Annotated in this window: 13 protein-coding genes; 2 read left to right on the top strand and 11 right to left on the bottom strand. The window is 67.3% G+C overall.

The genetic code is table 11. The features are described from left to right. Positions 1–1,023: 1,023 nt before the first annotated feature. The 11 genes from OHA42_RS13275 to OHA42_RS13225 all read right to left on the bottom strand — a co-directional run bounded on the left by OHA42_RS13275 (position 1,024) and on the right by OHA42_RS13225 (position 10,913). Positions 1,024–1,683: a histidine phosphatase family protein gene (locus OHA42_RS13275; RefSeq protein ID WP_406237164.1), complete on the bottom strand. Its 660-nt coding sequence runs from the start codon at positions 1,681–1,683 to the stop codon at positions 1,024–1,026. Then, positions 1,680–2,126, bottom strand: coding sequence for a ribosome silencing factor (rsfS, locus tag OHA42_RS13270; protein ID WP_366528293.1), 447 nt, complete (start codon positions 2,124–2,126; stop codon positions 1,680–1,682). The genes OHA42_RS13275 and rsfS overlap by 4 nt, the downstream gene beginning before the upstream one ends. Positions 2,127–2,154: 28 nt before the next feature. Continuing rightward, positions 2,155–2,796 carry a nicotinate-nucleotide adenylyltransferase gene (nadD, locus tag OHA42_RS13265; protein ID WP_406237161.1) on the bottom strand — a complete coding sequence of 214 codons (642 nt, stop codon included), beginning with the start codon at positions 2,794–2,796 and terminating at the stop codon, positions 2,155–2,157. 93 nt (positions 2,797–2,889) lie between these two features. Next, complete coding sequence (locus tag OHA42_RS13260; RefSeq protein ID WP_328410544.1) at positions 2,890–3,618, bottom strand: RsiV family protein; 729 nt, start codon at positions 3,616–3,618, stop codon at positions 2,890–2,892. Positions 3,619–3,708: 90 nt separating this feature from the next. After that, positions 3,709–4,503, bottom strand: a complete 795-nt coding sequence (locus tag OHA42_RS13255; protein WP_406237159.1) for a hypothetical protein — start codon at positions 4,501–4,503, stop codon at positions 3,709–3,711. A gap of 101 nt (positions 4,504–4,604) precedes the next feature. Then, a complete protein-coding gene (locus tag OHA42_RS13250; RefSeq protein WP_406237157.1) occupies positions 4,605–6,581 on the bottom strand; it encodes a hypothetical protein in 1,977 nt (658 codons plus the stop codon). A gap of 26 nt (positions 6,582–6,607) precedes the next feature. Then, complete coding sequence (locus OHA42_RS13245) at positions 6,608–6,820, bottom strand: hypothetical protein (protein WP_406237155.1); 213 nt, start codon at positions 6,818–6,820, stop codon at positions 6,608–6,610. Positions 6,821–6,928: 108 nt separating this feature from the next. Further along, positions 6,929–7,270 (bottom strand): MmcQ/YjbR family DNA-binding protein, encoded by a 342-nt coding sequence (locus OHA42_RS13240; protein WP_406237153.1) that lies wholly within the window; start codon positions 7,268–7,270, stop codon positions 6,929–6,931. Between the two features lie 9 nt (positions 7,271–7,279). Then, entirely contained in the window at positions 7,280–8,707 is a 1,428-nt protein-coding gene (locus OHA42_RS13235; RefSeq protein WP_406237151.1) for a vWA domain-containing protein, read from the bottom strand. Positions 8,708–8,710: 3 nt separating this feature from the next. Beyond that, positions 8,711–9,586, bottom strand: coding sequence for an AAA family ATPase (locus OHA42_RS13230; RefSeq protein WP_406237149.1), 876 nt, complete (start codon positions 9,584–9,586; stop codon positions 8,711–8,713). 61 nt (positions 9,587–9,647) lie between these two features. Then, on the bottom strand, positions 9,648–10,913 hold the full coding sequence (locus tag OHA42_RS13225) for a glutamate-5-semialdehyde dehydrogenase (protein ID WP_406237147.1): 1,266 nt from the start codon (positions 10,911–10,913) through the stop codon (positions 9,648–9,650). A 235-nt stretch (positions 10,914–11,148) separates the two neighbouring features. Between OHA42_RS13225 and OHA42_RS13220 the strand changes: the two genes are divergently transcribed. Next, positions 11,149–12,027: a ribokinase gene (locus OHA42_RS13220; RefSeq protein WP_406237145.1), complete on the top strand. Its 879-nt coding sequence runs from the start codon at positions 11,149–11,151 to the stop codon at positions 12,025–12,027. A gap of 81 nt (positions 12,028–12,108) precedes the next feature. Beyond that, entirely contained in the window at positions 12,109–13,485 is a 1,377-nt protein-coding gene (locus OHA42_RS13215; protein ID WP_406237143.1) for a glutamine synthetase, read from the top strand.

Here is a 13,485-nt window from a genome sequence, read left to right as displayed (position 1 = left end):
GAAGTCACAGCGGCATCTGCATCAGCCGAGTCCGCACCAACAGCCGCCGGCGCGTCGACCTCGGCAGCTCCAACCGAGTCCGCACCAGCAGTCACAGATGACGTCTCGACCGCCACGGCGGAGTCCACCTCGGCCAACGCGGCCGAGTCAGGCCCAGTAGCCGCAGCGGAGGCCGCGCCGGCAGCCACAGTCTGCACGGCTGCGGCGGAACTGCCGGATTCGCTTGCTGTGGTATCGGATTCGGTATTCGAAGCCTCGGCAATGGACGGGGCGGTTCCTGCTACCGCGGACGCCACGTCGATAGTCGGGACGGCCGAGCCCGCGTCGTCCAACGGTGCCGCGGCGGTTTCGGTAGGCGCGCCTGCACCCTCATCCGACCTGACCGCGTCGGCCACCGATACCGGGTTGGGTGCGGATTTCATTGCGGCAGAGGAAGACTCTCCACCAGAAGCCGCCGAGTTGACGGCAGCAGCCACCGAATCCGCCGGGGGAGTTACGGAATCGGTGACTCCGGGAGGCTCTCCGGCAGCGGGTGCGACCGCACCTCCCCCGGATTCGGCTGCACTGGACGCGGACTCACCTGCACCAGCGACCGACCCAGCAGCATCGGACGCAGGTTTCGCGGCACGGGCTACCGCCTCGACAGCACCGGATACGGACTCGCCAGCACCAGACACCGAACCGGCAGCACCAGACACGGACTTACCAGCACCAGACACCGAACCGGCAGCACCAGACACGGACTCACCAGCACCACACACCGAACCGGCAGCACCAGATGCGGATTCGACTGCACCGCTGGCGCCGGACGCGGATTCTGCTGCGGCGGACGCAATCTCGGTTGCGTCGCGCGCGGATTCCGCGGCGTTCGCCTCGGCCTCCGCGGCGGCTACGGGTTCGGGTTCGACCGGCTCGACAGACTTCTTGACCGGAGGGGGTCCGAACAGCGCGTCGGGGGCAGCCCGTTCGGGCTTGGCCGATATGCGCCGGAACAGTTCATCCGGAACCTGTCGAATCGGTTCTTCAGAGGACATCGGGGGCCACCTTCGCCGCTGCGTTCCACACATCCAGGCGCCAACCGGGTTGATCGATGCTCGGGCCGTGGCTGCTCAGCTGCACCCAGCTGGTATTGGCCAAGCCCCCAAGGGCAGGCCAGTTCCGCGGCGGCAGGTCGAGCAGCGCGGCCGTGAGGGCGGCGATCAGCCCGCCGTGCGCCACCAGGATGATAGTCCGGCCCGGCCAATCCTGCCGGTCGGCGAACAATTCTTGTACCACCGGAAGTGACCGCGCACCGACCTCGAGCTTGCTCTCGCCGCCGGGCGGGGTGTACGTCGCGTCCAATCGCCAGGCCACGCGGGCACCGGGGTAGTCGGCGTCCACGTCGAGGTGGGTCAGGCCCTCCCAGTCACCGAGGTCGGTTTCGCGTAGCCGCGCATCCGTGACGACTGGCACCGTGGTGTGTTCGGCCAGCGCGGAGGCGGTGTCGAAGGCGCGCCGCAGATCGGAGGAAACGATGGCGATGGCGTTGCGCGAGACCAGCTCACGGGCAGCCTCTTTCGCCTGGCGGCGGCCCAGTTCGGTCAGGTCGGTGTCGATCTGGCCTTGCATCCGATCGGAGGCGTTCCATTCGGTCTGCCCGTGCCGCAACAGGATCAGGGTGCGGACGCCGGCATGTCTGCTCACTCGGAGTCGTCCCCCGCTTCACCGCGCACAGGCTCGCCGTTCACGGATTCACCATTGCTCGCGACCGGCAGCTGCTGCGGTGCGCCGATGCCCTCCACGGGAACCACCGGGCAGTCCTTCCAGAGCCGTTCCAGCGCATAGAAATTGCGCTCGTCGTTGTGCTGGATGTGCACCACCACGTCGACGTAGTCGAGCAGCGCCCAGCGACCCTCGCGGGTGCCCTCGCGCCGGACCGGCTTGTGCCCGGCCTCGCGGAGCTTCTCCTCGATATTGTCGACGATGGCGTTCACCTGCCGCTCGTTCGGCGCGGAGGCGATCACGAAGCAGTCGGTGATCACCAACTGCTCGGAGACGTCGAGCACGACGACGTCGGAAGCCAGCTTCTCGTCGGCCGCACGTGCGGCAACCTGCGCCATCTCCACCGATTCGACAGATGCGCTCATGCCGCAACCTCGCTGCGCTTGCTCACGTTCAGCTACCTTCCGCTCCTGCGGTCACGTAAAGGTGCCGCTTCGATATGTACTGCACAACCCCGTCGGGGACGAGGTACCACACCGGCCGATTCTCGGCCGCGCGGCGACGACATTCGCTCGACGAGATCGCCAAGGCCGGGATTTCGATCATGGTCACCGCGTCGACCGGCAGGTCGCGCAGATGCTCCGCGAGATGATCGGCATTCAGCTCATACCCCGGTCGACTCACCCCGACAAACTTCGCCAGTTCGAACAGTTCGGACCAATCCTGCCATGTCAGGATGTTGGACAGAGCATCCGCTCCGGTGATGAAGTACAGCTGGGCGTCCGGATGCTTGCTGCGCATCTCGCGCAGGGTGTCGACGGTATAGGTGACTTTTCCCCGGTCGATGTCGGCCCTGCTGACCGAGAATCGCGGGTTGGAGGCGGTCGCGATCACTGTCATCAGATAGCGATCCTCGGCCGGGCTGACCTGTTTGTCCGCTTTCTGCCATGGCTGTCCGGTCGGGACGAAGATCACTTCATCGAGGTCGAATCGATTCGCGACCTCGCTGGCGGCGACCAGGTGACCGTGATGGATGGGGTCGAATGTGCCGCCCATCACGCCTAGCTTGCGTTGGCGCCGACCTGTCTCGTGCATGAGTGCCGAGCTTAACGGGTTACCCGCGTGCGAGGTCGTCGAGCGTGCACGGAACCGGCTGCACGAGCGGGTGCGCGACGCACCGATTCGCTGTCAACTGCTGACGACTGCCCGCAGACCCGGCTTCAGCACACCGTCGAGCGCCGACCACGGCACGGTGATGTCGATGTAGCCCATCGCGTGCGACGCGATCTCGCCGAGATAGATGCGCATACCCGCCGGGGTCGCGACCCAGCGTTCATAGTTCTGCACCCTCGGCTCGAGATCTTCCTTGAAGTAGAAATTCGTGCCGACCCGCGTCTTCGGCAGCAGTTCCGCCGCCTGTATAGAAAGCACGTTCAGTCCCTGCTGCAGGTCGGTGAACAGATCGGGCAGGGTGAGCGCCGTCGCGGTGTCGACATTGGTCACGTGGGTGGCCTTGTAGGTGGCCGGATGCGCGCCGCCGGTGTCGACCTCGATCCCCAGCACGCCGCTGAGCACATGACGGCCGATTCGGGCGACCTCGCTGCGGAACCCGGTGACCTTGATGTCCGGGCCCGCGTCCCGGATGAACTTGTCCGCCTCGGCGTGCATCCCATTGTCGAATTCGGTTCGCGCGTCCTCTTTCCCACCGGCGACCTGCGGCAGATCGACGCTGTATCCCACGCCCTCCAAGCGCACCGTGGTCGCGGTGAACCCCCAGGTCGTGTCGGGCGCGGGCGACCCAGCAGCGGCGGACGTGGCGGACACCGTGGTGGCCGGGGCGGCCTGATCGGTGGATCCACACGCGGTGAGCACGGCGGCCAACGCTGCGGCCACGATGGCGGCGACGGTCTTCTTCATTCGCGGAACCCTCCCAGACGATGCCCGGTACAGCCTAGTGATTCGCGGCCGGATCGTCGGTGGACGACTGCCCGCATGTCGCAGCAGCGATCAGGAGCCGACGACCGCCCGCATGCCCGGCTTCAGCACACTGTCCAGCTCGGACCACGGCACCGTGATCTCGATCTTGCCCAACGCGTGCGGCCCGATTTCTCCGAGCACGATCCGCATGCCCGCCGGAGTGGCCAGCCAGTTCTCGTAGTTCCGCTCCTCGGGGGCGATGGCTTCCTTGCGGTAGTCCGCGCCGGCCCGTGTCTTCGGCACCAGCAGCGCGGCCTGCGCCGACAGCGCCTCCAAACCCGTGCGTGTGTCGGTGAACAGGGTGGTCAGCGTGATCGGTTGACCGGTGTCCACGTTCGTCACGTGGGTCCCGTAGAAGTTGTTCGGATGCGCGGCGCCCTGCGCGTACACGATGACGACCAGCTCGCCGCTGAGGACGTGCGTGCCGATGTGCACAACCGCGCTCTCGCCGCCGGTGATCGAGGTGCCGGGAACGAGCTGCGCGATCCATTCGCCCGCCAGCGCGCCCATTCCGTCGTTGAATTCCGCTCGCACGCCGGGGTTCCCGCCGTTCACCTGCGGTACGTCGATGGCGTAGTTCGGGCCTTCGAGCCGGATGGACGACGGGGTGAAGGCAGCATTCGGATCGGCCTGGGGTGAGGTAAGCGCGGTCGAAGGCGCGGTCGACCCTGTTGACGGTGCGGTCCCTCCCACCGATGGCACCGACGAACCCGCGGCACCGACCGACGACGGCGCGCCACCGGAGTTCGGAGCGTCACCCGGCCCGCAGGCCGTCAGCACAGTGGTGAGCGCGGCTGCCACGGCGGCTGCGGCAATTTTCTTCATGTGGAAGCTCCCGAATCGGCGACGCACCGAGCCCATCCCGGTGTCCATTCTCGACCATGCCGGGATCGCCTAACGATTCCCTTATCAAGGAGTAATGGACGTCAGGAATCCGGTGCACCCGTGTCGCCGACTTCGCGCCGCATATCCGCCAACTGGCTGTGGGTGTGCGCGAGTTCGTTGGTCACCTCGGCCGACGGCGCGGTGCCTGCGAGTTGTTCCAGTTCGGCGAGCAACCCACCCATCGTCGCGAGCCAGGGTCGCTCGTCGGATTCCGCGCTTCGGCTCCATACCTGCACCCAGGCGGCCGAGCGCAGGCACCTGGCCCGCGAACCCACTCGGCCGAGCTCGCCCCAGAGCTGAGCGGCACGCAGATAGGCCACCAGCGCCTGGTCGTCTTCGTCGCAGTTTTCCAGCGCGGTGGCCGCCGCCCAGGCAAGGTCGGCCTGTAGCTCGATGCGTTCGGGGTCGTCTTGAACCAAACGTGCGGCTTCGACGAATTGTCGTGCCGCAGCGCGGAATCGGCCGAGCCTGCGCAGTGATTCGGCATACTGCCTGCGCAGCACGGCCATCTCGGCGGCCGGGTAGGGCGCCTTTCCCGCGCCAATCGGCTGCTCGAACAATGCGGCGGCCTCGCCGTGCCGTCCGGCCCGATGGAAGGCACGCGCCGCAACGAAGGTGAGATGCACGGCGTCTGCGTCGGAAATCCCCTCCCATCGCGCGACGGCGTCGAGGGCCGCGTCGGCCAATTCGGATTCGCGCCCCGGCTGCCCGGACAACACCATGACGAGCTGCGAACCCAGCCGCGCCAGGTGCTCGGCAGGCAATACGGTCGCACCGATCGACAGTGCCCGCCGCAGATGCCGTTCGGCGACCGCAGGCTGGTCGATGAGCCGGGCCGCGGCCAGACCTGCCAGCCACAGTGCCTCGGCCTCCCGTTCGGTGCCAGCGGTGACCCGCGCTGCTGCGGTGGCGGGGCGGGCTGCGCGCGGCAATGTGTTGCGCAGACCGAGGGGAAGGTGTTCGAGCAGCGGTTGTTGTGCCAGTCGCGTCGCGACGCGGGCACTGACAACGGTGCTGTCGTTGCGGGCATCGAAGCGGTCCGACAGCTCACCGATCTCGATCTCGAGGTCCGCGCGCACCGAGCACACCGTTCCGGCACCGATGGCGAGATCACCGAGGCCGAGGGCTTCGAATCTGCGTAGCAGCACCGACACTCCCGCCGTGAACGACAGCCGGGCGGCGGCGTCGGCGCCCGGATCGGTCAGCCACGCGGCGTGCACGGCGAGGATGTCGAGGCCGCGCGCTTCGTTGCCGGTGAGAGCACAGAACTCGATGTGTTCGGCGACCGAGTGCCGGAGATCGGGACTGTGTCGGACCAGTGGATACCCGGTCAAGTGCGCATTGCGCGCTTGCGTGGTGCGGCCGGTACGCACCAGCGGAAGCAATGCATGCGCGAGCACCCGGTGCGGCTGCTCTGCGCAGCTGCGCGCACCGTCGAGAACCGGCTGCCAGTGGGCGAGTGCGGCCTCGTCGTCACCGGCCCGGGCACTATTGACGCCCCATTCGTTGCGTTCGCACGCCTCGCAGTCGGACATGCCGTCGCGCGGCGCGGCCATCGCGGTCTCGAGCAGGCGCGCGGCCTGCTCGTGCTCGCCCAGTTCCCGAGCCAGATCCGAGCGCAGCGCGAGCACCGGACGGGCACTGTAACCCTGCTGGCGATAACGGTTTTCGAGCTCATCGAGCCACCGGTAGGTTGTCGGAAGCGGCACCGCGGGGTTTCCGATCAAACCCGACGTCATCCACTTCAGATACCAGTGCACCGACGGCGCGATGGCGCCGAGTTCGGCAGGAAAGTCATCGTGGATCCGCAACAATCTCGCGTAGACGACCGGAGCCAGATCCCGTTCGCCCCCTTGCGCATACGCTTTGGCCAACTCCAGCAGCACCGCCCCCTCCAGGGCCCGGTCCGGCCCTACCTCAGCGGCCGCGGCGAGCATCTCCAATCGCTGCGTTCGTCCGCGCCCGTCCGGCAGCGAACAACTGAGCGCCAATGCGCTGCGGATCTCTGTCGCGTCCATCTCACGCCTCCCCTACCTGTCTCATATCACCCACACACCACCGCAACCTCACCCCGCCGCAGCCCACCGACCGAGCCTTGTGTCGCCCAGTCGAGGAATTCACCGAACGCTCGGTTGGCCAGCAGTGTGTCGGCCGGACGCAGCGGACGGTGGGTCATCAATAGCGCTCGGCCGTAGCAGGATTCGATCGCCGTCATGGTGAGGGCGGGGTCGGCGATTCGGCTCAGTCCGCGGACCACTGGTCTCGGCCACCGTGAACCAGGCGAGCAGCCCGGCGTTCTGTTCACCATGGCGACCGATAGTGCTGCTACCCGCCAATGGTCGGCTTAACGAAAGCTTGACAACCTTCAGGCGGTGGGGCGTTTCGACTTCGCCAGCTTGCTCACGACTGCGTCATAGGACTGGTCGACGAGTTCGGTGAGCTCGTCGTCGGGAACCGCGCCGCCGAGCTCGACACTGTTCCAGCCGTACCTGCCGATGTAGGCGGAGGCCGCTACGTCCTGCGGGTAGACCCGGATCAGCTCGTCGGCTTCCTCTCGGTTGCGGCCGCATTTGAGCCCGACCGAGGTCGAGCCCAGGAACGCGAAGATCTTGTCGCCGACCTTGGCGACGATATCGCCCTCCCACGGTTCGTCCTGCCAGGCGCCGGGTTTCGCCAGGCAATACTCCAGCAGTTTCGTCTCATCCATGTCGGCTCCTCACACCGGCAGCAGCCGAGACACCACCGCGGTCAGCTGGCTGGCGGAGCGACATTCGTGCATCTCGATCACCTGCTGGTACTTGTCGGCGGCGGAATCGCCGGAACCCCAGTTGACTCGCATCTCCGGATTGAGCCAGTGCGCATGCTTGGCGGTGCGCACCAGCGACCGCAACGTATCCAATTCGGGGTCACGGTAATTGGTGCGCGCGTCACCGAGGATCAGCAGTGAGCTGCGGGCAGTGACGGCATCGGGAAAGTCTCTGACGAATCCGGCCAGCGCGTTGCCGTAGTCGGAGTGTCCGTCCATGCCGACGACAGCCGCCTCGGTGAAGATCCGGGTCATTGCAGTGTCGAGCTGCGTGCGCGGATCGAAGAATCGGGTGACCTCATCGGTCTGGTCGACGAACGCGAAAATCCTTACCCGCGAGAATTGTTCACGCAGCGCGTTGACCAGCAGCAGGGTGAAGTTGCTGAAGCCGGCCACCGAGCCGGACACGTCGCACAGCAGGACCAGCTCCGGACGGCCGGGCCGCGGCTTGCGATTCACCAGGTCGATGGGCACGCCACCGGTCGACATCGACTTCCGCAGGGTTTTGCGCAGATCTATTTCGCCGCGACGGGAATGTCTGCGCCGCACCGCGAGTCGAGAGGCGAGGATGCGCGCGAGTCTTTGGGTGCTGCGCCGCATCTCGATCAGCTCGGATTCCGAGGCGCGCAGGAAATCGACGTCCTCGGATTGCCGCGAGACGGCGTAGCTCGCGACGCGTTCGCGGCCGATCCGCTCGGCCACCCGCCGTCGGGTTTCCGCTTCCACTGACGCACGGAACCCGTTGATGCGGCCGCGAGCGGCCCGCCTGGTGATCTCGGTGTCGAACGCGCTGGCGTCCGGCCCGGCCGCCAAGCCGGCCAGGATCTTGGCAAGCAGGGTTTGCGGCTGCACGTCTTTCAATGCCTTGTAGGCCGAAAACGACGACCCACTCGCGGACTGATACTGACCGAGCTGCTCGACCAGCTGGGCGGCCAGCGCCTCCAGCTGCGCCTCGGCCGATTCCTGGGCCAGCAGTTCCGCGAGCAATTCCCGCAGGGCTTGGATGTCTACCTCGCCCGAGGGTGTCTTGGGAATCTCGACCTCGTCGCCTACCGCGGTACGCTCACCCACCGCGATCGGAAACCACAGGTCGAACAGCCCGTCGAAGGTCGTGCGATGCGTGGTGCGGCGCAGCAACGCACACGCCAGCCCCTCGCGCAGCACGTCACGGTCCATCAGGTCCAGCACGGTCACCACCCGGCCCGCGTCCACGGTCTCCGACGGACCCACCGGAATACCGCGCGTCCGCAGCGCCTCGACGAATCCGACCAGGTGCCCGGGTAATCCGTGCGGCGCATCCATCAGCGCGGCGTCCGCAGGGATCGATCCCGCCGACATGGCTCAGGCCAGCTTCAGCTCGGCGACCGCACGCTGGTGGTCGGCCTGATGCTTGAGCACGACGCCGAGCGTGGCGCGCACGGTCTTGTCGTCCAAGTCGGTCAGCCCGAGCGCGAGCAGCGTGCGACCCCAGTCGATCGATTCGGCGACCGAGGGCAGCTTCTTGAGCTGCATATCGCGCAGCACGTGCACGATTCGCACCAGCTGGGTGGCGACCGCGGCGGACAGCTCCGGCACCCGGCTGGCCAGGATGCGGCGCTCCAGCTCTTCGTCCGGGAAGTCCAGGTGCAGGTAGAGGCAGCGACGCTTGAGTGCCTCGGACAGTTCACGGGTGGCGTTGGAAGTCAGCACCACGAACGGTTTGCGCTCGGCGGTAATGGTCCCCAATTCCGGGACGGTGACCGCGAAATCGCTGAGCACCTCGAGCAGCAGACCCTCGATCTCGACGTCGGCCTTGTCGGTCTCGTCGATCAGCAGCACCGTAGGTTCGGTGCGCCGGATCGCGGTCAGCAATGGCCGGGTGAGCAGAAACTCTTCGGTGAAGACGTCGGCTTTCGTTTCTTCCCAGTCGTTTTCGCTGGAGGCCTGGATGCGCAAAATCTGCTTGGCGTGGTTCCACTCGTACAGTGCGCGGGCCTCGTCGACACCCTCATAGCACTGCAGGCGGACCAATTCGGCGCCTGCGGTCTGCGCGACCGCCCTGGCCAGCTCGGTCTTTCCGACACCGGCCGGACCCTCGATCAACAGCGGCTTGCCGAGCCGGTCGGCCAGGAACACCGAAGTGGCGGTGGCCTTGTCGGCCAAGTAGCCGGTGGTCGCGAGCCGTTCGATCACATCGTCGACCGACGTGAAAATCGGCTGCTGCGGTGCTTCCGCCACGGGTTGTCCTTCCTCGGGGGTGAGCGGAACGGGCCGCCGCACTCCTTATCTATCCAGAGCTCTAAACCGGCCGGATCTGGCCGTCGCCCCACACGATCCACTTGGTGGAGGTCAGTTCCGGCAACGCCATCGGGCCGCGGGCATGCAGCTTCTGGGTGGAGATGCCGATCTCCGCGCCGAAGCCGAACTGCTCGCCGTCGGTGAACGCGGTGGACGCGTTCACCATGACCGCGGCGGCGTCGACTCGGCTGGTGAACTCGCGTGCCGCGGCGACCTCGCTGGTGACGATGGCTTCGGTGTGGCCGGTGCCCCAGGTGTTGATGTGCTCGACGGCCGCGTCCAGGTCGTCGACCACCTTCAGCGCGATGTCGAGGGTCAGGTACTCCTCGCCCCAGTCCTTCTCGTTGGCGGGCACCAGACCGGGCAGGTCACCGTGGACGGTGACGCCGTGCCGTTCCAGCGCCTCGATCAGGCGCGGCACCGCGGTGGTGGCGATCGCGTCATCGATGAGCACCGTCTCGATGGCGTTGCACACGCTCGGGCGGCGGGTCTTGCCGTTGATCAGGATGTTCTCGGCCATCTCCAGGTCGGCGGCGGCGTGCACGTAGACGTGGCAGTTGCCGGTGCCGGTCTCGATGGTCGGCACCGTCGCGTCGCGGACCACGGCATTGATCAGACCGGCGCCGCCGCGCGGGATCACCACGTCGACCAGGCCGCGCGCCTGGATCAGGTGCGTCACGCTGGAGCGGTCGGCGCTGGGCAGCAGCTGCACGGCGTCTTCCGGAATGCCTTGCGTGGCAAGCGCTTCCCGCAGCACGGCGACAAGGGCGCTGTTCGAATGCGCCGCCGAGGACGAGCCACGCAGCAGCACGGCATTGCCGGACTTCAGCGCCAACCCGAACGCGTCGACGGTGACATTCGGCCGTGCCTCGTACACCATGCCGACCACGCCGAGCGGCACCCGCACCTGGCGGATCTCCAGCCCGTTGGGCAGCGTCGAACCACGCACCACTGTCCCGATCGGATCCGGCAGCCCGGCGACCTGCCGCAGCCCGGAGGCAATGCCGTCGATCCTGGACTTGGTCAGCCGCAGCCGGTCCAGCAGCGACTCCTCCACGCCCGACGACTTCGCGACCAGCAGATCTTCGACATTGGCGTCGAGCACCCTGTCCGCGGTGGCGAGCAGCGCATCGGCCGCGGCATGCAGCGCGGCATCCTTCTGCGCAGTGGTCAGTCGAGCCAGCGCACGGGACGCGACGCGAGCCTTGCGCGCGGCCTCGTGCACCACTTCGCGAGTGTCCTGCTCGGTCGTCGTACCTGACGTCATGGGTACAGCCTACGCACCCGGTTTTGCACCGGTTTCACCCACTCGAGGCCCCGGTACAGCTGCGCAGCCACTTGTTAGAGGGCGATATAAAGCCGGGGTAGCGCACCAACGGCAACGCCGTGCTCACTACGTTGAACCCACTGGGACCGCACACCGGCCGGGTCTCCGGTGCCGAGGCACACGCCGCACCCCCATGTGACACGGAGCTGCGCAGGCTGGGACTACCGTCGCGCGTATGACCGCCGACCCGAGCAAGCCCGCAATCGCCGTGCTTGGCAGCATCAATATGGACCTCGTCACCACCACCGAGCAGCGCCCCGCTCCTGGGGAGACCGTGCTCGGCACCGGGTTCGCCATGGTGCCCGGCGGGAAGGGCGCCAATCAGGCGATCGCGGCCCAGCGCGCAGGCGGGGCTGTCGAATTCCTCGGCGCGGTCGGTGACGACGTCTTCGCCGGTGGGCTGCGGGGCGTGCTGAACGATTCGGGCGTCGGCACCGGGCGATTGCGCACTGTCGCCGGTCCGAGCGGAATCGCCGCGATCGTGGTCGATGCGGGCGGCGAGAACAGCATCATCGTGGTCGGCGGGGCCAATGCCGCCATGTCGGCACTCACCGACGCGGATCTGTCCGTGATCGCGGCCGCCGATATTCTGCTGTGCCAGTTGGAGATTCCGGTCGACACCGTGGCAGCCGCGGTCATGCATGCCAGCGCGAACGGGACCGTTGTGGTGCTGAATCCTTCTCCGGCACAACATCTGATGGCCGACCTGTGGGCACATGTCGATGTGGCGGTGGTGAATTCGGGCGAGGCCAAACACCTCGGCTCCGATCTCGAGCCCGTCGCGCATCTGGTGATCACCCACGGCGCGGACGGCGCCACTTACCGCGGACCCAACGGCAGGGAGCTGTCACAGCCCAGCCCTCGAGTCGAGGCGATCGACACCACCGGTGCGGGCGACACCTTCACCGGTGCTCTCGCCGCGGCCTGGCACCGCGGCCCCGAGGCCGCATTGGCATGGGCGAGCACTGCCGGTGCGCTGGCAACGACCACACTCGGCGCGAGTTCTTCGATACCGACACGGGAACGCATCGAGGCGGCGCTCCCGCCGCGGTAGCGCACCCCGGTTGCCCGATATCGAACATGCTGCCGCCGAGTCTGCTCCGACCGCGACCGTCGCCGACTATCGTTGCGGTTCATGCCAACCATGCCGGAACGCATACCCTCCGACGGCGACGCGGAGGCCGTCATCGGCAGGCTGGATGCCGATATGGTCGTGCTGTCGTTCGTGGACAACGCCGGTATCACCCGAGTCAAGACGGTGCCGAAATCCCGGCTCGCGCATGCGGCGCGGTATGGCGTCGGGGTGTCGCCGTGCTTCGAGACGTTCGCGTTCGACGATCTCATGGCCGTCGGGCGGTATCTCGGCGGCCCGGACGGCGATCTGCGTCTGGTTCCGGATTTGTCGAGGCTCACCGAGCTTGCCTGCCAGACCGGCTGGGCCTGGGCGCCCGCCGATAAGTTCACCCAGGACGGCATGCGTTTCACCGCCTGCCAGCGTGCCTTTGCGGCGCGGCAGACCGAGGCGGCGCAACGGGTGGGTATGCGGTTGTCGATGGCCTTCGAAACCGAGTGGTCGGTCGGACGGGACGATCCCGACGGCCACAGTTTCATTCCCGCCGTGCCCGGCCCGGCCTACAGCATCATTCGGTTCGGCCAGGTCGGCGACTACGCAAGAGACCTGGTCACCGCGCTGCAGCGGCAAGGAATCACGGTCGAGCAGTTCCATCCCGAATATGCGCTGTCGCAACTGGAATTATCGGTCGCGGCGACGGATCCGGTCGCGGCCGCCGACGACGCGGTGCTGGTCCGGCACACCATCCGACAGGTCAGCCTGCAACACGGTTGGCGTGCACTGCTCGCGCCCTGCATCGAACCGAACGGCGCGGGTTCCGGTGCCCACCTCCACCTTTCGGCACACGATGAGGACGGTTCGCTGTTCGTCGGCGGCCATGGCCCGTACGGTATGCGCGGCGCGGGCGAATCATTCCTGGCCGGTGTGCTGCGTGAACTGCCCGCCCTGGTCGCCGTCGGCGCGGGTAATCCGGCGAGCTTCCTGCGTCTGGAACCGTCCCGGTGGGCCGGGGTGTGGCAATGCTGGGGCCGCGAGACACGGGAGGCGGCGCTGCGCTACGTCACCGGGGTGCGCGGCACCGAACCATGGGCGGCCAATGCCGAGGTCAAATGCTTCGATGCGACCGGAAACCCCTACCTGATCGTGGGCTCGGTCATCGCCGCCGGGCTCGCCGGCATCGCTGACGAACTCCGACTGCCCGCCGAAATCACCGGCGACCCAGCGACATTCGATGCCGAAGCACTGATGATCTCCGGTGTGCGCCGACTGCCGACCGCGCCGTCGGAGGCCGCGGATCGACTTGCGGAGTCGGCCGTGCTCGCCGAAGCCATGGGACCCGAATTGCACGACGCGCTGCTCACCGTGCGCCGCGCCGAGGCCAAGCGCTATCGCGACACCTCCGCGGCAGAACTGGTCGAGCTCACGCGGTGGCGGTTCTAG

Source organism: Nocardia sp. NBC_01009 (assembly GCF_045208035.1).
GTDB lineage: Bacteria > Actinomycetota > Actinomycetes > Mycobacteriales > Mycobacteriaceae > Nocardia.
The sequence above is the reverse complement of the archived record's forward strand: the minus strand, read 5'-3'. Positions and strand labels throughout refer to the sequence as shown.

Bases quoted from the DNA above. Each gene is read 5' to 3' on its own strand.
- OHA42_RS13235 (WP_406237151.1), bottom strand. From the start codon at position 8,707: ATGTCGGCGGGATCGATCCCTGCGGACGCCGCGCTGATGGATGCGCCG.
- OHA42_RS13250 (WP_406237157.1), bottom strand. From the start codon at position 6,581: ATGGACGCGACAGAGATCCGCAGCGCATTGGCGCTCAGTTGTTCGCTG.
- OHA42_RS13220 (WP_406237145.1), top strand. From the start codon at position 11,149: ATGACCGCCGACCCGAGCAAGCCCGCAATCGCCGTGCTTGGCAGCATC.
- nadD (WP_406237161.1), bottom strand. From the start codon at position 2,796: ATGCACGAGACAGGTCGGCGCCAACGCAAGCTAGGCGTGATGGGCGGC.
- rsfS (WP_366528293.1), bottom strand. From the start codon at position 2,126: ATGAGCGCATCTGTCGAATCGGTGGAGATGGCGCAGGTTGCCGCACGT.
- OHA42_RS13225 (WP_406237147.1), bottom strand. From the start codon at position 10,913: ATGACGTCAGGTACGACGACCGAGCAGGACACTCGCGAAGTGGTGCAC.
- OHA42_RS13240 (WP_406237153.1), bottom strand. From the start codon at position 7,270: ATGGATGAGACGAAACTGCTGGAGTATTGCCTGGCGAAACCCGGCGCC.
- OHA42_RS13255 (WP_406237159.1), bottom strand. From the start codon at position 4,503: ATGAAGAAAATTGCCGCAGCCGCCGTGGCAGCCGCGCTCACCACTGTG.
- OHA42_RS13215 (WP_406237143.1), top strand. From the start codon at position 12,109: ATGCCAACCATGCCGGAACGCATACCCTCCGACGGCGACGCGGAGGCC.
- OHA42_RS13260 (WP_328410544.1), bottom strand. From the start codon at position 3,618: ATGAAGAAGACCGTCGCCGCCATCGTGGCCGCAGCGTTGGCCGCCGTG.